The following is an 18271-nucleotide window of genomic DNA, read 5'->3' on the forward strand; positions in this document are numbered from 1 at the left end:
TTGCCTCCTATATGTATAGCTTAAGCCCGAGGGTGGTGGGTCTTATAAATATCCTTCAGTCTTGTTTTTGTCACATGTGTGTAAATCTGCGTCGTACTTATATCCGCATGCCCGAGCATTTCTTGAACAGCACGCAAATCAGCCCCATTCTCCAGCAGATGCGTTGCAAAAGAATGACGCAGCGTGTGTGGGGTAATCTCTTTTTGTATGCCAGCATCACGGCCAATTTGTTTTAATACTTTCCAAAATCCTTGGCGGGACAAAGCATTACCATGATGGTTCACAAATAAAATATCACTCGATTTAGACTTGAGCAGCACTTTTCGCGACCGATTCAAATAGTCTTCCAACCTTGCCTTGGCTATATCCCCCAGCGGGACAATCCGTTCCTTCGATCCTTTCCCAAAACAGCGGACAAAGCCCATTTCCAAGTGCAGATCATCAAGTTCTAAAGCTAAAAGTTCTGATACGCGCAGCCCCGTTGCATACAGCGTTTCCAGCATAGCGCGATTGCGAATCGTTAATATATCTGTCCCTGGGCAGGACAAAAGCTTGTCCACTTCGTCAGAAGAAAGTATCTTCGGAAGCTTGCGTTCTTTTTTTGGTGTGTCAATATGTATACTTGGGTCTTCCTTCAGACCATATTCCCGAAGCAAGAACTGATGAAAGAGTCTGATGCTGGATAATGTTCTCGCGATTGTCGCTGCCGACTTCCCATTATCATGCAGCCAGCGAAGATAAGCGGTCAGTTTAGCCCGGGTGACATTTGCCCATTCCTGCACCTCGTTTGCCTGCAAATACTTGGAATAAGTACGCAGGTCACGGGCGTAAGACTGCAATGTATTTTCCGATAAACCTCGCTCAATCTGCAGATAATGGATAAAATCATCCAAAGCTTCTTGCATATAGCTACTCTCCTAACCGGAAAAATAACGTCATTCTATCTACTAAACTATCCTCCTGCTCCATTGACGCCACTTTCACCGCATTTCCCTCAGGGGGATCATAGCGATGATAACTCTCATATTCACTATGGATAAAACGTAATCCAAAATAGAAAAATGTGGAGCATGCAACAAATACGAGCAGAAGCTTGCTTGTATCAAAAATGAAACGTTTCATATACACTTCTCCTTTCCCTGACATCGTCTTTGTACAGACTATGCCAAAGAAAGCGGAAATTATACGTACAAGGTTAACGTTACCCTATTCCTCTCGTTTTGTAAATCAGTTAGTAAAACGAAAGAAAGCCTTATCCATTTGCTAGGAAAGGCCTCCGATGTTTAAGATGTTCGGTTTACTTGAACTGCAGCAGCTTCTAAATCTTCTTCCTTTTCGGCCGCCTGACAGACACGGCAAATGCCATGGAAAGTAAGACGGTGATCTTTTACTTTGAATCCCCAGTCGGTTTGGACAATTTTCTCAACGTCCTCCAACAAATCTTCGTCAATCTCTTCAACAGACCCGCATTCCATACAAACAAGATGATGGTGGAAGTGCGTGGCGCCCTCTTTGCGAAGGTCATAACGGGATACGCCGTCCCCAAAGTTTATTTTATCAACGATTTTCAGTTCAGATAGTAGTTCCAGCGTTCGGTAAACAGTAGCCAAGCCGATTTCCGGTGCTTTTTCCTTTACGAGGAGGTAGACGTCTTCAGCGCTTAAATGATCCTCTTCTCGCTCTAGCAGCACACGTACCGTTGCTTCCCGCTGCGGTGTCAGCTTGTAGCTCTGCGCATGTAATTGCTTTTTAATGCGTTCAATGCGGTGTTCCAAGTGAATTCCTCCCTCGTAATCCCACACTTATTATATACCGACAGCAAAAAAAGTGTCAAATTATAATTATTATAAATAGTTAATTATAATAATTCTTAACAACCGACTCATAATAATTCGTTTACAAGCAAGGAAAGGAGTGGATTTGACAGAAAAGTCTCCAGCATAGAAGCAGCAAAGGAACTGCCTAACAAAATGAGAAAAATGACGCTGTATTGAATAAAATAGCGTCTCAATGATAATGGAGACCGTTTAGCTATCAACTTGCGCAGCAGCGTCACCGAAAACAGCATAGCGCTTGTACCCGCAATCAAGTAAAGCGGAATAACGATCAGATTTTGCGGCGCTACTGCGGCTGCTGCAAGCATCAGCCCTTTCCAGCCAAGCTGATTGACTAGAAAACCTACACTAAAGCCCATCATCAGACCTTTACTAAACAACAGCATCCATATAATTGGAATACCAATAATAGAGAGACCTAGCACATATAAAAACAGCAAAAATTTAATATGTGATAAAAAGCTGGATTGCAAGATCTCCTGCTTGCTCATCGTTTGACCTTGCTGCAGCTGTGAAAAGAAACGTTCCAAATAATAAAACAGATCTTCTTTTTGCGTAAAATTCATACTGTTAACCACAATCGCTCCGAAAACAATTCCGATAAGAAATAAAACAAGCATAAACAAGTAACTTGTCGCATGCTGTCTGACGTGCGACAAGAGAATAAATTCCCGCTGCTTCATTTATATCTTCCTCCATAATCTAGTCTAGTTACTAGAATCTATGAAGAAAGCTTGTCTGCTAGAACCATTAGTTAGTTGCGTGTTTCAAACGAAGATACAGCAGTGCATACATCGTTTTTGCATCATGAATGCGCTCTTCCTCTACTAATGCCTCTGCTTCCTCAAGGGTCAGCTCCATGAGCTCAACGAATTCATCTTCATCTCCTGCAACGGTCTCTGTCAAAAGCTCAAGCTCATCTGCTTCATATACATGAAGCAATTCGTCTGCAAATCCTGGTGAGGTATAAAACGACCCTAGCTTATTCAGCTGCTTCGCTGTATAGCCTGTCTCTTCTTCCAGTTCTCTTACTGCGGTCACTTCCGGTGCTTCTCCCGGTTCAAGCTTACCAGCAGGAATTTCGATAATTGATTTTTCTAATGCTTTTCGGTACTGCTCGACAAAGATGATTTTGCCTTCTTTTGTGATGGGTATAACCGCGACAGCGCCTGGATGTTTAATCAATTCGCGCTTTGAAGTATTGCCATCCGGCAGCTCCACTGTGTCAACACGCAAGGAAATTACTTTTCCATCATACACAGGTTTTGATTCTATTGTTTTTTCTTCAAATTTCTTCATTATGTACACTCCTTCATTTCGTTTCTCTAGCTTAACACAGCTAAATAGATGCAACATGTCATTTCGCTTCCTTCATTCGAACACATAAGTTGTCCGCCAGCTCCTTTCCCTTTACACTGAAACTGCAGGATAAAAAAAGAAGGTGGGATAATATGCGCAAAAGACGTGTTGGTACTTCTGATCTTCACGTTTCTGAGATTTCTTTTGGAACGATGAGCATTGGCACAGATGAACAGCAAGCTATTAAACTGCTTCATGAAGCACAGGATCTGGGAATTAACTATTTTGATACGGCTGATTTGTACGACCAAGGCCGGAATGAAGAGATAGTCGGAAAAGCTTTCAAAGGACGTCGGGACAACATCATTTTAGCGAGTAAAGTCGGCAACCGCATGAATCCAGACGGAAACGGCTGGCATTGGGATGCCAGCAAAGACTATATTATTTCGCAAATAAAAACAAGCCTGCAGCGGCTGCAGACAGATTATCTTGATCTCTACCAGCTGCACGGCGGTACAATGGAAGATAATATTGACGAAACGATTGATGCATTTGAAACATTAAAAAAAGAAGGACTGATCCGTTATTACGGTATCTCTTCTATCCGCCCGAATGTCATCCGTGAGTATGTGAAACGGTCAACTATTGTGAGCGTCATGATGCAGTACAGTTTATTAGACCGCAGACCAGAAGAACAAACATTGAATTTGCTTGCCGAAAACCAAATTAGCGTTTTTGCACGCGGAAGTGTGGCAAAAGGCATGCTAAGTGACAAGACAACTGAAAAAGTGAAGCAAAAAGGCAGTGACGGTCATTTAACTTACACTTATGAAGAATTGCTGGCGATAAGTGAAAAACTGCAGCTGCTTGCGAAAAACGAACAAACATCTGTCACAGATGTAGCTGTTCGCTATATCTTACAACATCCAGCTTTAGCAAGTGCAGTAATGGGCGCTAGCTCCTTGGAGCAAGTGAAACAAAACGCCGCTTTATCAACTGAACGGCTGCCAGATGACTTATATGCACAGCTGCAGCAAATCACCAAGCCACTAACCTATGCCAATCATCGATAATGTAAATCGGGAACTTAGCATTCATCTCCCCTGCTAGGTTCCGTTTTTTTCTCACGAAAATCTGTTTGTGTCAAATGCGTTTGCGGAATCAAGGCATTCAAATAGCCTTCTTTGCTGGATAAACGAAAAACATTATTGCTAAAGTCCAGCTTCACCTCATCTGCAAAAAACACTTCCTGATGTGCATCAATGATAGCAGGAATAGCATCGCTTTCTATCTCTACATCCTTCGCACGCGGTTCTTCCGCCAATCGAACCGTCGGTATGCCATTCACTTTGCAGCCGATTCCTTCTGTATCGTAATATAAGACCAGATAATGATGCTTCTCATCCTGCAGTGTTTTAATCTTTTCTAATGCTGTTTCGGTAACAGTTAATTTCATCACATATTCCTCCTTTATTTCTTGCTAAGCTGACTGCCGAGCAGCTTCTCCATGAATCCCGGGAAGAGCTGAAATAGTTTACTGCCACTGCCCATCCAAGCTGGCAGATTTATTTCACGCTTTGACTTGCCGATGCTGGCCACCACTTTCCGTGCAACTTTCTCAGGCGCCAGCATATAACGGGAACTTGCTTCACGATAGCGTCCGCTCGGATCAGCTGTATCAAAAAAGTTTGTGTCCATTGGACCTAAGTTAACAGCTGTTACATAGATGCCATAAGGCTTCAGCTCCTGGCGCAATCCGTTGCTAAATCCTATAACTGCATGTTTACTAGCGGCGTATACAGCGGCTTTTGGCGTTGCCACCTTCCCAGCCATCGAACCAATCATCAGTATATGTCCGCTCTGCTGCTTTAACATGCTTGGCAGGACAGCCGCTGTGGCTTCCATGCTAGCAAGTGCATTAACACGCATCGTTGTGTCCAGCTGATCAGGTTCTGTTTCGGTAAAATAACGAAAATAACCAATGCCGGCATTGTTGATCAGCACATCAATCTGCTGCTCTTGCTGCAGCATTTCTTCCAGCACGGCACGCCACTCTGCTGCAGCATTTAAATCTGCGCGGTAGACAGAAACATCCGCGTTAAAGCGCTCCGCTAATTCTGCAGCAAGCTGCTGCAGTTTATCCAATGACCGAGCGACCAGCAGCAACTTGTGCCCAGCTGCAGCTGCTTCTATCGCAAGCGCCCTGCCGAGACCACTGGATGCACCGGTAATTAAGACATTCTTTTTTGCCAATTTCATGTGACGTACCTCTTTCTGTTTACCCCATTAATTCCCTGGTTATGTACGAAATGCGTACTGGATTGCCTGTTCCATCAAATCAGGGAGTTTGCCAAAACTATAGGTTATTTCCAGACGCTCTGTCCATTGATGTGCATCTTTGCCATACGGACCTAAATGCAAAACCGGCATTTGCAGCCCTTCCATCAAATCAGCTGGAAGTGTAAACCCTTTCTTCTGCAGCGGCATATTAGATATCAAGTCTTGAATAGCGGTCGGTGATGTTGGTTTGCCGATAAAACTCGAATCAGACAACCCCGGGAAAAACTGGACTTCCGTCAAATCTGCAGCAAAATGCCTTTTAGCTTCTGTTTGAATCTCCTTCACTAGCTTCTGTACGTATGGATCTTTTTTAGAAGAAACCGCAGGATAAAACGGCGGACTGTAAAAAAGCACGATAACAGGTGCCAGTTCATGGCACATACTCACTAATTCCTTCACAAGCTTTGTCGAGAAGTCTCTGTCTCCTTCCTTTCTTTTCGTTACCAGCCAGTTTTGTCTTCTTTCCACTTCTGCTCTGCCAAACCGTTTGACGGCATAGTCATAGAGTTCTTCATACAGAATCGTTTTTACTTGGAAGCCAATTGGCTGAAATGCATGAGACTTTGCAGCTGACGCCTTTGCTTTTTCTTGGTAATGTGCTTCTATCCTGCTGGCTGCCTGATTCATAGCGACTTTCAATTTATTATTGATTGTTTGTATAGATTGCTCCAAGAACAAAACATTGTACATCGCTACTGCGGAGACAGGTGTTTGAACAGAATACGCTTCTTTTAAATCACGAAGCATCAAACTGACTGGCGGAGGTGTCACCTCACCATCTACTTCTTCAATGAATGCTTCCTGCAGCTCAAGTTCCTGCGACAAATAGCTGATCATCAAATTGGCGTTAAGCCCGCCAAACGGTTCTCCTACATGCGTTTCTTTTCCATAGCAGAAAAATCCAGGAAGTACTTTACCAATGGAACCCGTATACATATAGTTGCCGGTATCCCCAGGGTACTTACTGAAAACAGGCTCTCCGTTCAAGCATAGCTTATAATGCAGCCCTTCTTTGTCCTGCAGCTGCTGCAGCACTTCTAAAGCAGACAGCATACCCGCTGAATTTACTTCCTCATCCGGAACTGACAATAACAGAATATTACCGTCAAAGACTCCATCCATGGCCCGTTCCAGCATCGATAGATGAACAGCTAAGCCCGCTTTCATATCCATCGTTCCGCGACCAAACAGCCATTCGCCATGCTGTATTTCCGTTTTAATCGCTTGCGGCAGCTCAACACCCCCGTTTCGGTAAGCTGCTGTCAAATCGCTTACCTTGCAGGCCAAATGCTGAAACGTGCCGAAATCCTCTGTTCCTACTACATCAAAATGGCTGAGAAGGATAATGGTGTCTTTTTTATCAGCTTTTTTAACCAATGCAGTAAGCAGCTGTCTGCCATCTTGTAAAGGATGCAGCGCTACATCATCAAGGTGCTGCTGAAAGTATGGCTTTTGTTCTAATAAACTGTACACATGTTCTGGGAAACGTATTTCCTCGGCCGAACCTGTAATGCTCTCAATTTCCACCAGTTCTGCCAGTAATGCGACCAATTCTTCAACCGTTTGCCACTGTTTCATTCTCAGCACTCCTTTTCAAATTGACTTTTGCCGGTTTTTCTCGCACAATTCTACTATACGTATAAGTTCGGGGTGAAAACATGTCTACTAAAATATTTGCACATCGCGGTGCAAGTAACTATGCACCGGAAAATACAATGGCTGCTTTTCAAATGGCTGAACGAATGCAGGCGGACGGAATTGAAACCGATGTACAACTGACGAAGGATCAAGTTCCCGTACTGATTCATGATGAAAGCATTAATCGTACGACGAATAAACGCGGACTGGTCCGCAATTTTACATACGAGCAATTACAACAGGTAGATGCAGGCAGTTGGTTTCATCGTGATTACGCGGGCGAAAAAATTATCTCGCTTGATTATTTTCTTTCTTGGATCAAACAAACATCACTTCTTTTGAATGTAGAACTGAAAACTAACAAGTTTCCTTATCCGGGCATTGAGGAAATAGTGATACAGCGACTTCAAGAACATCAGATGACAGACAGGACAACGATATCCAGCTTTAATCCAGACAGCATTCGCAGAACGGCCGCACTTTGTTCTGCTATTGATACAGGATTTCTAACATCGAAACGGCCGAAGCATCTGTTTTCTCTTATGGAGGAAATTGGTGCTAAAGCTTTACATCCAAAGTTTCGCTTGCTGAATAAAAAGCTGCTAGATGAATGCCAGCAGCGGAATATCCCAATTCGGGTATACACCGTTAATCAGCCGGTGTACATCTTAAAAGCGCTTGAAGCAGCATGCGATACAATCATCAGTGACGTGCCAGACAGAGCGCTGGATTTGCGTAAAAGCTATATAACTAGTTAATCAAACTAACGGAGGTCCTACAATGGCTACACCTAAATTATTTCAACCTATTACTTACAGAAATTGTACGTTAAAAAACCGTATTGTGGTATCGCCAATGTGCATGTATGCCGTGGAAGAAGAAGATGGGAAAGCAACAACTTTCCATGTCTCTCACTATGAAAGCAGAGCAATCGGCCAAGCAGGCCTTGTATTTGTGGAATCAACAGCTGTTACACCGGAAGGAAGAATCTCCAATAACGACCTTGGTATTTGGTCTGATGAGCATGTGGAGGGTCTTCATACGATCAGCAGCCGTATTCAAGCACACGGTGCCAAAAGCGGTATTCAGCTCGGACATGCGGGCAGGAAATCCAGAGCCAGCGATCCCATTGCAGCGCCAAGCAACGTGCCATGGGACGGAGAATCAGCTGAACCAACACCATTAACAATAGACAAAATAAAAGAACTAGTCGAGGCATACCGCCAAGCAGCGCTTCGTGCAAAAGAAGCAGGATTTGATGTAATAGAAATTCATGCCGCGCATGGTTACTTGATCAATCAATTCCTCTCACCGCTTACCAACAAGCGAATTGATATGTACGGAGGCGCCCGAGAAAACCGCTATCGTTTTCTTCGAGAAGTAATTGATGCTGTAAGGCAAGTTTGGGACGGCCCGTTGTTTGTCCGTATATCGGCAAATGAATATGCCGAAGATGGCAATGATATGAATGCTTTCATTTACTATAGCATTGAAATGAAACGACAAGGCGTTGATTTAATTGATTGCAGTACTGGCGGCGTTGTCGCTCAGGGCCCTGACATTGTTTATCCTGGTTATCAAGTGGTTCATGCTGAACGCATTCGCAAGCATGCGCTTGTCGACACGGCAGCAGTTGGTTTAATCACGAACGGTCCATTAGCCGAAGAGATTCTCCAGAATGGACGTGCGGACCTTGTTTTTGTTGCCCGAGCCATGCTGCGGAATCCGTATTGGCCGCTCGAAGCAGCAGAACAGCTGCATTATAGTTTGGAAGCACCAGCCCCTTATAAGCGAGGCTGGTAATAGCAGGAGGCTTTTTAATATGGAATTACATTTTCTCGGGACAGGCGCCGGTCTGCCCTCAAAGGATCGTAATGTAACGAGCATTTGCCTTTCGATGCCGCAAGAAAGGCAAGCTGTATGGATGTTTGACTGCGGAGAAGCTACACAGCATCAAATGCTGTATTCCCCGCTGAAAGCCGGTAAAATTGAAAAGATATTCATCACGCATCTTCACGGTGACCATATATACGGATTGCCTGGACTATTATCGACACGTTCATTTCAGCAATCTGATTTACAGCTCGAAATTTACGGTCCGCGCGGCATAAAGCAATATATTGAAGTGTCATTAAATATAAGCGGAAGCAGCACAGCGAACAGCTTGATCATCCACGAAATTGAACCTGGCCGCATTTTTGAAGACGAAGGCTGGACAGTAGAAGCAATTGAGCTGTCACATGGCATCCCCTGCTTTGGCTATATCGTCAAAGAAAAAGACACACTCGGAGAACTGCGCGTAGATAAGCTTAGAGAATTGGGTATTACACCAGGTCCAATTTACCGGGCAATTAAAACCCAAGAAGTAACCGAATTGCCTGATGGACAGCAAATTAGAAGAGAAGATTTTCTCGGACCTGACAAACCTGGCCGCAAGCTGGCAATACTTGGCGACACAACCTATTTACCGGAGTTAAAAGAAGTACTGCAAGATGCCGATGTGCTTGTGCATGAAGCGACTTTCTCGGCAGATGAACCGGAAATGGCCAAAGCATACGGTCACTCCACTGCCCTGCAAGCCGCTACATTGGCAAAAGAAGCAAATGTGCAGAAACTGATTCTGACCCACATCTCTGCCCGCTACCACAAAGAAGAAGCAGAAATCCTAGCAGAACAAGCACAAACGATTTTCCCAGCAACGGAACTTGCCGAGGATATGAGCGTTTTTGAAGTGGTGAAAAAATAGTAGGTAAGCAAATAACCCAAGCTATCGCGAAGTCTTATGGACTAGCATAGTTTGGGTTTTTATTTTACATTAATTGTAGACAATCGCTGATAATGTTCTGATATACCTATTCGGTTAAAAGCTTTAAAACCCCCTCTTTAACTACCAAGCCCTTTTTCTTAGCCCTAGCAAACCACTTGTAACAGGAGTTCTGGTTAAATTCGGAAAATATTTTGACTATTCAGTTGAACTGTATTATCTTTTATAAAGTTGAACTATATAGTCGAACTTAATAAAGGGTGATCATATGAAGCACAAATTGTTACCGTTGTCCGAAACAATGCATTACATCTTATTGGCTCTACGTGAACCACTCCATGGTTACGCTGTTATGCAAAAGGTTGAAAAGTTAAGTAACGGTACTGTTAAGTTAGCAGCTGGTACATTGTACGGTGCGATTGACAACTTAAATAAGCATGGTTGGATTGAACCTGTTGGAGAGCTGGGTCGAAGAAAAGTATATATGTTAACTGAAGAAGGAAGTTCAATTTTAAAACTGGAACAAACCAGATTATTGCACATTCTATCACTTTACGAAGGAAGTGAATCAAATGAAGAAATTTAATATTTTTTTTGATCTTGAAAAAGAAGAGCAGTGGCTAAACGACCAATTACAGAAAGGCTACTGTTGTACAAATATTAATGCATTAGGGATATACACTTTCGAAAAAACCGATAAGAAATATGTGTTGCGATTAGATTACCAAGATTATTTATCCAAGGCAAAGTTCAAACAATATAAAGGAACTTATGAAGATTTTGGATGGAGCTACGTAAAGAGCCCATGCTGGCTTGGTGGAACTCGATACTGGCAAAAAGAAGGTAATAGTCAAGATGTGATCTTCTCAGATCGCCAATCAAAACGTAATTATTATAGAAAATTGATGAGTTTTTCAGCTGTTGTTAGCTTCATGCTGATGTTTATTTCATATTTAATTTACCAAGATACAGGTTTCTATTTTGCTGAGGGTCTTTCCGATTTAAGTGGTTCTTTATTTTGGATAGGGTTTATTTTCGAGATTCCATTTCTGCTTTTAAGCAACCTTCCGCTCATAATACTTGGTTTCTCTAGTATCAGTTTCTATAAAGCCTATCAAAAGTACTGTATGTTAAAAGAAGCATAAATCGGAAAATTAAATTGCATCTGAACTCCCTTTACATTTACACGAAATTAGTATCTGTAATTAATAAAAGAGACGCTGAGACACAAGTGTTTTAGATATTTGAAAATCCAAATAATACTGCAGTTAATAGCAGCATTGTTTGGATTTTTAAACCACAAAAGCAAGGATGGAAAGCACAGTCCATGTAGCAAGATGATACGCTATTTCTTAAAGTCATCCAAAAAATCCTTCTGAAAGCTTGTGCGCACTTCATCGTCTGAATTTGCTTGCACACGGCGAAATGGATTCTTGCCGAATTTGGAGGTTAAGTCATCTATTGCTTTGTATAACCCCTCTTTTTCGGCTTCTTTTTCATACGTAAACAGATTCAGCTGTTTGCCGACTTCCTTTTTCTCTGCCACATCAAATACACTGACTCCTAGCAGCCGAATCGGCTCTCCGTTCCAATGCTTCAGCAATAGTGTTTGGGCATGCTGGAATACTTCATCTGCTGACTCAAGAAAATGATGCAGCTTCATGCTTCTCGTAATGGTTTTGCGGTCATGATAACGAATCATCAGCTGTATACCTTTTGCGATAGCTTCTTTCCGGTGCATCCGTTTTTCTACACTTTTGCTCAATTGGCTTAACAGTTTATCCAGCTCTTTATCATCTGTTGTATCATGGGGAAGTGTTTGAGAACTGCCGATACTTTTAAAGCTGTGCACAGCTTCTGGATCAACAGGTCGGTCGTCTATTCCATTTGCCCGATTGGACAGCCGTTCACCGTTCACGCCGAAGATTCGTTTTAACTGGTATTTATCTTTATGTGCTAATTCTCCAATTGTCTGAATCCCAAGTGTCCGCATCTTCTCTGCTGTCTTTGCTCCGACTCCGTACATTTCCTCTATCGGAAGCGGCCACAGGATAGAAGAAATATCTCTTTTTCTTAAAACAGTAATGCCAAGCGGTTTCTTCATATCCGACGCCATCTTAGCCAAAAACTTGTTAGGCGCTATTCCTATGCTGCAAGGGAGATCCAATTCTTTCAAAATACGTTCCTGAAGCGTTTGAGCAATCTCTAGCGTAGAACCTAAATGAGAGCAATCTGTTACATCCATATATCCTTCATCAATAGAAACGGGCTGAATCATTGGTGTTACCTCTTGCAGAAGTTTAAACATTTCACTGGAAGCTTTCCGATAGCGATCGAAATTGGGGCGCATGACTAGCAAATCTGGGCATAAGCGGCGTGCTTCCCACAGCGGCATGGTCGTGCGTACGCCTTTTTTTCTTGCTTCGTAACTGCTTGTTACGACTATGCCTTTCCGTTCAGCTGGATTACCGCAAATAGCTAATGGCTTGCCGCGAAGCGATGGATCAAAAGCCATCTCAACCGAAGCATAAAAGCTATTCATATCTACATGAAATATCGCCCTTCCTTTACTCTGCATGCTGCTCCTCCTTTCGATGCGAACTGTCGTTCTATTATATCATGTTTACAAAATAAATAGGAGGCATAGAGCCTCCTATCTTCATTAGCTGTTGGCAACTTCCTGAATGATTGCCGCAACCATTTCTGCGGTCTTAACCAACTCCGTTACCGGTATTCGTTCATTTGTCGTGTGAATGTCTTCGTAACCGACAGACAAGTTTACTGTTGGAATGCCAAATCCAGCAATAACATTGGCATCACTTCCACCGCCGCTTTGTGTCAGCTTACTTTCCCGGCCAATTGTTTTGGCTGCACTGCGCGCAACTTCGACAACGCGGTCACCTGCTTGCTGCTTGTAGCCTGGATACATAATTTTGACGTCTACATCTGCGCGGCCGCCAAACTCTTCAGCCGTTTGTTCGAATGCTTGCTTCATTTTTTGAACTTGTAGTTCCATCTTGCTCGTTTCTAGTGATCTGGCTTCTGCTAAGATTTCCACATAATCGCATACGATATTTGTTTGCTTCCCGCCTGCAAAGCTGCCGATATTTGCTGTCGTTTCTTCATCAATGCGGCCGAGCGGCATTTTTGAGATCGCTTTGGCTGCCAATGTGATTGCAGAGATGCCTTTTTCAGGCGCTACTCCTGCATGCGCGGTTTTGCCGTGAATCTTTGCAAGCAGCTTTGCTTGCGTTGGTGCTGCCACGACAATATCTCCAACCGAACCGTCACTATCAATCGCGTAACCGAATGATGCCTTCACCAGTGACGAATCAAGCGCCCGGCTGCCGACAAGACCCGACTCCTCACCTGCTGTAATAATAAATTGAACAGTGCCATGCGGCAGCTTCTGTTCATTATACACTTGCACTGTTTCAAGTATTGCTGCAAGACCAGCTTTGTCATCTGCACCTAAAATTGTAGAACCGTCACTCGTAATATAGCCGTCCTTGATTTGCGGTTTAATGCCTTTGCCAGGAACAACAGTGTCCATGTGAGAGGTAAAGTAGATGTTCTCTTTTCCTTCAACTGTGCCTTCCCATGTGCAAATCAGATTGTTAGCTCCGTGACCTGTCTTCTCCATGGAATTATCTTCTTGAACATGAACACCTAAATCCGTGAATTTCTTTTTCAGAACTTTTGCGATTTCTTGTTCTTCGCCAGTTTCGGAATCCACTTGAACGAGTTCTAAGAATGTTTCAATTAAACGATCTTCGTTTACTTTTATCATAATTATGTACTCCTATCTGTCTATTGGTTTCTCCTTGTCCCCTTACCCGCTTCCCTGTACAATGTACATAAACAGATAAGGGGGCTTTTACTGCAATGGCTAATCAGAAGAAAAAAAGATCCAAGCAAAGTATCGCCATGAAATTCATGGTTTACTTGATGATATTCACGATGCTAATCTCCACATTAGCAATCACAATGAGCTATTTTGTCTTCTAGGAGACAAAATAGCTCCATCTTCTCTGCCAATCTCCTCGAATGATTTTCCATTTGTAACAATGTGTACCTTTGTTCCGACGGGTATTTGTTCGTACAATTCTTCCACGTCTTTATTTTGCATTCGGATGCAGCCAGCTGATACACTTCTTCCTATTGACTCCGGCCTGTTCGTTCCATGAATACCGTACGTCCGGCCTTGTGTGTCTTTTGCATTAAAACCGATCCATCTGCTTCCAAGCGGATTATCTTCGTCACCGCCAGCGATGCCCTTTTTTGTATACGAAGGGTATTTTGTCTTGAATAACGTCATGAATAATCCTTCTGGGGTTGACTCGGCTGTTTTGCCGGTAGCCACAGGATAGATTTTTACAACTTCCCCATCGTCTACGAGTGCAAGCTGGTTCGTCGTCTTGTTTACAATGATAAGCGGCCTGCCCGGCATGGGATTTTCACCAAACGGCCATAGCGGTGACAAGATTAATACACATGTAAAAGCCAGCAGAAATACACGCATAAAAGCACGATCCCTTCTAGGTGATAATGCTTTTAGTGTTGCTCTATCTGTCTATTTCTATGTTGCAGATCGCTTTCTTTGAATGTTTGCTTTAATTTTAAATAATTTTCCATCTCATACAGCAGCTGAAACAGATGTGCTCTTGTTTCAAATTCTTCTCTTGTTTTTGGAAGCGGATCTTTATCGAAAGATTGTCGTAACGATTCTAATTCGTCTAGAAATAAAACGGCTGTATTCCCAGGATGGACAGAGTCTGCCAGCCCAAAATAAAAATGAGCTAATCGATCGCATTGCGAATACGATGTTTCTGGAAGCCGGCTTACTAGCGGCAGAATGCGTTTTAAGATGGCAAATTGGTTTGTACGCATTTCAAAATAATCGTAATACGGATGTTCCGACCGCAGTACATGATTTTCAACGTCACGTCCTACGAGCTGATTTGCTTCCTTAAGAATTTTCTCTGTCTTGGCAATCTCTTCGCCAGACCACGCTTGGTCTCCTTCTTTTAAATACGTTGCAATCTCTTTCAGTATTTTCGCGAAATTACGTTCCAGTGCAATCTGTTTTCGCCGAATGGTAGCCTCTAGGCTTGGCATATAAAGATTTACAAGTAACGCAATCCCGATTCCTACTGCTATTAAAATAAGTTCATTTATAACCAAATCAACAGTAATATTACCGGCACTGTATAAATGCAGAATGATAACGGAACTGGATACAATACCAGGTGAAACGCGCAGCGAAACTGTTATCGGAATAAACAAAAGCAGCAGAATGCCAATACTGAATGGATAGAAACCGATTGTCTCGAACAGCAGAAAGGAAAGTACAATCGCCAGCAGACAGGCTGCTATACGATGCCAAGCGGCTAGGAAAGATTTCTTTCTTGTGATTTGTGTGCAGAGTATGGTCAGTATGCCTGCCGATACACTGTTATCCAGCTGCAATAGTTCTGCAATCCAAATCGCAAGGGGTGTTCCTACCGCAGTTTTAATTGTACGATAGCCTATTTTCACTTTGGTGCTCCTCGTTAAAAAATAATCAAAAGCAGAATAGTCCCGCATCCAAAGGATGGGGACTACTGCTTATACTTCTTTGCAGTGCTCGTCGAACAATGACTGCAATTTATTGACAACTTCCATCGGTTCATGACCTTCGATATCATGACGCTCAATCATCGTGACGATTTCGCCGTCTTTCATGAAAGCAAAGGATGGAGAGCTTGGCGGGAATCCTGTAAAATATTCACGCGCTTTTGCAGTCGCATCTTTGTCTTGACCTGCAAACACAGTCACAAGCTGATCCGGGCGTTTATCATAGTGAAGACTATGCGCTGCTGCAGGACGAGCAATGCCGCCTGCACAGCCACAGACACTATTGACCATAACGAGTGTTGTACCTTCTTTCTTCAAGGTACTGTCCACTTCCTCCGGTGTCGTCATTTCGACATAACCTGCATCTGTCAGGTCTTTTCTCGCTGTTGTTACAATATCGTTCATAAACATTCTGAAATCAGCCATTGCTATTCCTCCCCTTTTACACTAGTTCAAGTGTATCAGCAAATTTAGCTTCTTTCAATTTCTAAAGACTCCCTTAATAGACTGGCATTGTAGATTCAGATATATTTTCGAGAACCTCTTTTATTCTAGCCATAAATTGACCGCAAATAAGTCCGTCCAATACGCGGTGATCAAGACTCAAACATAAATTCACCATATCGCGCGCTGCAAGCATGTCATTAATAATTACCGGACGTTTGACGATGGACTCTACTTGTAGAATGGCCGCTTGCGGATGATTAATAATCCCCATGCTTTGGACAGAACCAAAGGAGCCCGTATTATTAACCGTAAATGTACCGCCCTGCATGTCAGCTGCTGTCAGCTTGCCAGTTCGCGCTTTGCTTGCAAGAGAAGTAATTTGTTTCGCGATTCCTTTCACACTCAAGTCGTCTGCTGATTGAATGACCGGAACGAACAGCTCTTGCTCTTTTGCTACTGCGATCGAAATGTTCACGTCATCATGCTGTATGATTTTATCTCCTGCCCAAGAGCTATTCAGCTGCGGAAATTCTTTTAACGCTTGTGCAACGGCTTTGACGAAGAAAGAGAAGAACGTAAGTGAATAGCCTTCTTTTGCTTTAAATGCATCTTTTACTTTGTTTCGATAGTTAACCAATTCCGTTACGTCTACTTCTACCATCATCCATGCATGCGGTATTTCCGTAGCAGCTTTAACCATGTTATTAGCAATGGCTTTACGGACTCCTGTAACTGGAATCGCCGCACCTGAAGCTGATGCTTCTCTCACTGGCGCTGATGCTGCTGGCTGTTCTGCGGCCGCCGGTGCAGTAGCTTGCGTTTCTGGCTCTGATTTAGCTTGCGCTTGCGGCTTCTCACCGGAGGCAATCACTGCTTCCACATCTTTCCGCGTGATTCGACCGCCTTTTCCGCTGCCGTCTATAGCGGAAAGATCCAAGTCATGCTCTTGTGCGAGCCGCATAACAGCAGGTGAATACCGTGCTTTCATCGCTGTTTCTCCAGCTGTTTGCTTCGCTGGCTCCTCAGCAGACGCAGCGTTGCCAGATGGAACAGAAGCAGTTTCTTGCTGCTGCGCTTCTCCTGTATCCTCTGTCTCAATGGAACAAATGAGTGCTCCTACTTCGACTGTATCTCCTTCTGCTACTGTTAATACCTTGATGATACCTGTGAAAGAGCTGGGAATTTCCGCGTTAACCTTATCGGTCATCACTTCTGCAATGGCATCATATTTACTGACTTTGTCACCAGGTTGGACAAGCCATGTACTGATTGTACCTTCTGTTACACTCTCGCCAAGCTTCGGCATTAATATCTTTTCTATCGTCATCATTACACCTCGTTTAATATTCCGCTAGTTCGCGCATGCTAGCTTCTACTTTGGCAGGATTGACCATGAAGTATTTTTCCGTACTAGGCGCATATGGCATAGCAGGAACATCTGGTGCAGCTAGCCGCTGTATTGGTGCATCCAAGTCGAAGAGGCAGTTTTCTCCAATGATTGCAGCAACTTCTCCAATAATGGAGCCTTCTTTATTATCCTCTGTGATTAGCAGCACTTTTCCTGTTTTAGAAGCAGCCTCGATAATTGCTTCTTTATCCAGTGGATAAACAGTCCGCAAATCAAGAATATGTGCTTCAATGCCTTCAGCTGCTAGCTTTTCAGCCGCCTGCAGAGCAAAATGAACACATAATCCGTAAGTAATGACCGTAATATCAGAACCTTCTCGTTTAACATCAGCTTTGCCTATTGGCAGCGTGTAGGATTCTGTCGGTACTTCCCCTTTAATGAGGCGGTAAGCTCGTTTATGCTCGAAGAACAAGACCGGATCGGGATCTTGAATCGCTGCTTTTAGAAGCCCTTTTGCATCATAAGGTGTAGAAGGCATCACAATTTTCAATCCGGGCTGGTTGGCAAATACTGCCTCTACAGATTGAGAATGATACAAAGCACCATGTACACCGCCGCCATACGGCGCGCGAATAGTTACCGGGCAAGTCCAGTCATTATTGGAACGGTAGCGGATTTTAGCTGCTTCCGAGACGATCTGGTTTACTGCCGGCATAATAAAGTCAGCAAATTGCATTTCTGCAATTGGCTTCAAACCGTACATTGCTGCGCCAATTGCTACACCAGCGATCGCTGATTCAGCCAGTGGTGCATCTAATGTGCGCTCCTCCCCGAATTGATCATATAAGCCGTCGGTAGCGCGGAATACACCGCCTCGTTTTCCGACATCTTCTCCTAATACAAATACTTTTTCATCTGCTTCCATCTCTTCGCGCATTGCTTGCGTGATTGCTTGGATATAAGACATTACTGGCATTGTTTTTC

At 43.4% G+C, this 18271-nt stretch carries 22 protein-coding genes; 7 read left to right on the forward strand and 15 right to left on the reverse strand.

Annotated elements, in window-relative coordinates:
- Positions 1 to 20: 20 nt before the first annotated feature.
- From xerD to KS242_RS09815, 5 genes are all read right to left on the reverse strand, one after another.
- Entirely contained in the window at positions 21 to 905 is an 885-nt protein-coding gene (xerD, locus tag KS242_RS09795) for a site-specific tyrosine recombinase XerD (protein WP_217321196.1), read from the reverse strand.
- 4 nt (positions 906 to 909) lie between these two features.
- Complete coding sequence (locus KS242_RS09800; protein ID WP_217321197.1) at positions 910 to 1122, reverse strand: YqzK family protein; 213 nt, start codon at positions 1120 to 1122, stop codon at positions 910 to 912.
- A 161-nt stretch (positions 1123 to 1283) separates the two neighbouring features.
- The gene (locus KS242_RS09805; RefSeq protein ID WP_077308856.1) at positions 1284 to 1775 is read right to left on the reverse strand and encodes a ferric iron uptake transcriptional regulator; all 492 of its coding nucleotides are present in this window, start codon (positions 1773 to 1775) and stop codon (positions 1284 to 1286) included.
- Positions 1776 to 1882: 107 nt separating this feature from the next.
- Positions 1883 to 2518: a stage II sporulation protein M gene (spoIIM, locus tag KS242_RS09810; RefSeq protein WP_217321198.1), complete on the reverse strand. Its 636-nt coding sequence runs from the start codon at positions 2516 to 2518 to the stop codon at positions 1883 to 1885.
- 67 nt (positions 2519 to 2585) lie between these two features.
- A complete protein-coding gene (locus KS242_RS09815; RefSeq protein ID WP_217321199.1) occupies positions 2586 to 3134 on the reverse strand; it encodes an NUDIX hydrolase in 549 nt (182 codons plus the stop codon).
- Between the two features lie 152 nt (positions 3135 to 3286).
- Here KS242_RS09815 and KS242_RS09820 point away from each other — a divergent pair, with 152 nt between their 5' ends.
- Positions 3287 to 4207, forward strand: coding sequence for an aldo/keto reductase (locus tag KS242_RS09820; protein ID WP_217321200.1), 921 nt, complete (start codon positions 3287 to 3289; stop codon positions 4205 to 4207).
- 14 nt (positions 4208 to 4221) lie between these two features.
- Here KS242_RS09820 and KS242_RS09825 read toward each other — a convergent pair whose 3' ends face one another.
- The 3 genes from KS242_RS09825 to KS242_RS09835 are packed head-to-tail and all read right to left on the reverse strand — an operon-like array spanning position 4222 to position 7052.
- Positions 4222 to 4590 (reverse strand): iron-sulfur cluster biosynthesis family protein, encoded by a 369-nt coding sequence (locus KS242_RS09825; RefSeq protein WP_217321201.1) that lies wholly within the window; start codon positions 4588 to 4590, stop codon positions 4222 to 4224.
- Positions 4591 to 4604: 14 nt separating this feature from the next.
- Positions 4605 to 5393 (reverse strand): SDR family NAD(P)-dependent oxidoreductase, encoded by a 789-nt coding sequence (locus KS242_RS09830; protein WP_217321202.1) that lies wholly within the window; start codon positions 5391 to 5393, stop codon positions 4605 to 4607.
- Positions 5394 to 5432: 39 nt separating this feature from the next.
- Entirely contained in the window at positions 5433 to 7052 is a 1620-nt protein-coding gene (locus KS242_RS09835; protein ID WP_217321203.1) for a M20/M25/M40 family metallo-hydrolase, read from the reverse strand.
- 80 nt (positions 7053 to 7132) lie between these two features.
- Here KS242_RS09835 and KS242_RS09840 point away from each other — a divergent pair, with 80 nt between their 5' ends.
- The 5 genes from KS242_RS09840 (at position 7133) to KS242_RS09860 (ending at position 11021) form a co-directional block, all read left to right on the forward strand.
- Complete coding sequence (locus KS242_RS09840) at positions 7133 to 7870, forward strand: glycerophosphodiester phosphodiesterase (protein WP_217321204.1); 738 nt, start codon at positions 7133 to 7135, stop codon at positions 7868 to 7870.
- Positions 7871 to 7892: 22 nt separating this feature from the next.
- Entirely contained in the window at positions 7893 to 8915 is a 1023-nt protein-coding gene (namA, locus tag KS242_RS09845) for an NADPH dehydrogenase NamA (RefSeq protein WP_217321205.1), read from the forward strand.
- Between the two features lie 19 nt (positions 8916 to 8934).
- Positions 8935 to 9858: a ribonuclease Z gene (gene rnz / locus KS242_RS09850; protein ID WP_217321206.1), complete on the forward strand. Its 924-nt coding sequence runs from the start codon at positions 8935 to 8937 to the stop codon at positions 9856 to 9858.
- 286 nt (positions 9859 to 10144) lie between these two features.
- Positions 10145 to 10462, forward strand: coding sequence for a PadR family transcriptional regulator (locus KS242_RS09855; RefSeq protein ID WP_217321207.1), 318 nt, complete (start codon positions 10145 to 10147; stop codon positions 10460 to 10462).
- The gene (locus KS242_RS09860) at positions 10449 to 11021 is read left to right on the forward strand and encodes a DUF2812 domain-containing protein (protein ID WP_217321208.1); all 573 of its coding nucleotides are present in this window, start codon (positions 10449 to 10451) and stop codon (positions 11019 to 11021) included. The genes KS242_RS09855 and KS242_RS09860 overlap by 14 nt, the downstream gene beginning before the upstream one ends.
- A gap of 200 nt (positions 11022 to 11221) precedes the next feature.
- Here the strand turns inward: KS242_RS09860 and KS242_RS09865 are convergent, their stop codons facing one another.
- Together KS242_RS09865 and KS242_RS09870 are read right to left on the reverse strand one after the other, a co-directional pair.
- Complete coding sequence (locus KS242_RS09865; protein WP_217321209.1) at positions 11222 to 12454, reverse strand: DNA polymerase IV; 1233 nt, start codon at positions 12452 to 12454, stop codon at positions 11222 to 11224.
- Positions 12455 to 12538: 84 nt separating this feature from the next.
- The gene (locus KS242_RS09870) at positions 12539 to 13666 is read right to left on the reverse strand and encodes a M20/M25/M40 family metallo-hydrolase (protein WP_217321210.1); all 1128 of its coding nucleotides are present in this window, start codon (positions 13664 to 13666) and stop codon (positions 12539 to 12541) included.
- 158 nt (positions 13667 to 13824) lie between these two features.
- Between KS242_RS09870 and KS242_RS18325 the strand changes: the two genes are divergently transcribed.
- Positions 13825 to 13884 carry a hypothetical protein gene (locus KS242_RS18325; RefSeq protein WP_371747634.1) on the forward strand — a complete coding sequence of 20 codons (60 nt, stop codon included), beginning with the start codon at positions 13825 to 13827 and terminating at the stop codon, positions 13882 to 13884.
- Here the strand turns inward: KS242_RS18325 and KS242_RS09880 are convergent.
- The 5 genes from KS242_RS09880 to KS242_RS09900 form a co-directional block, all read right to left on the reverse strand.
- Positions 13859 to 14398, reverse strand: a complete 540-nt coding sequence (locus tag KS242_RS09880; protein WP_217321211.1) for a L,D-transpeptidase — start codon at positions 14396 to 14398, stop codon at positions 13859 to 13861. The genes KS242_RS18325 and KS242_RS09880 overlap by 26 nt on opposite strands.
- Positions 14399 to 14430: 32 nt before the next feature.
- Complete coding sequence (locus KS242_RS09885; RefSeq protein ID WP_254391679.1) at positions 14431 to 15414, reverse strand: aromatic acid exporter family protein; 984 nt, start codon at positions 15412 to 15414, stop codon at positions 14431 to 14433.
- Positions 15415 to 15483: 69 nt separating this feature from the next.
- Positions 15484 to 15918 carry a BrxA/BrxB family bacilliredoxin gene (locus KS242_RS09890; RefSeq protein ID WP_217321213.1) on the reverse strand — a complete coding sequence of 145 codons (435 nt, stop codon included), beginning with the start codon at positions 15916 to 15918 and terminating at the stop codon, positions 15484 to 15486.
- Between the two features lie 73 nt (positions 15919 to 15991).
- Complete coding sequence (locus tag KS242_RS09895) at positions 15992 to 17266, reverse strand: dihydrolipoamide acetyltransferase family protein (protein ID WP_217321214.1); 1275 nt, start codon at positions 17264 to 17266, stop codon at positions 15992 to 15994.
- 13 nt (positions 17267 to 17279) lie between these two features.
- Positions 17280 to 18263: an alpha-ketoacid dehydrogenase subunit beta gene (locus KS242_RS09900; protein ID WP_217321215.1), complete on the reverse strand. Its 984-nt coding sequence runs from the start codon at positions 18261 to 18263 to the stop codon at positions 17280 to 17282.
- Positions 18264 to 18271: the final 8 nt, after the last annotated feature.

The sequence above is a fragment of the Terribacillus sp. DMT04 genome (assembly GCF_019056395.1).
GTDB classification, from domain to species: Bacteria; Bacillota; Bacilli; order Bacillales; family Amphibacillaceae; genus Terribacillus; species Terribacillus aidingensis_A.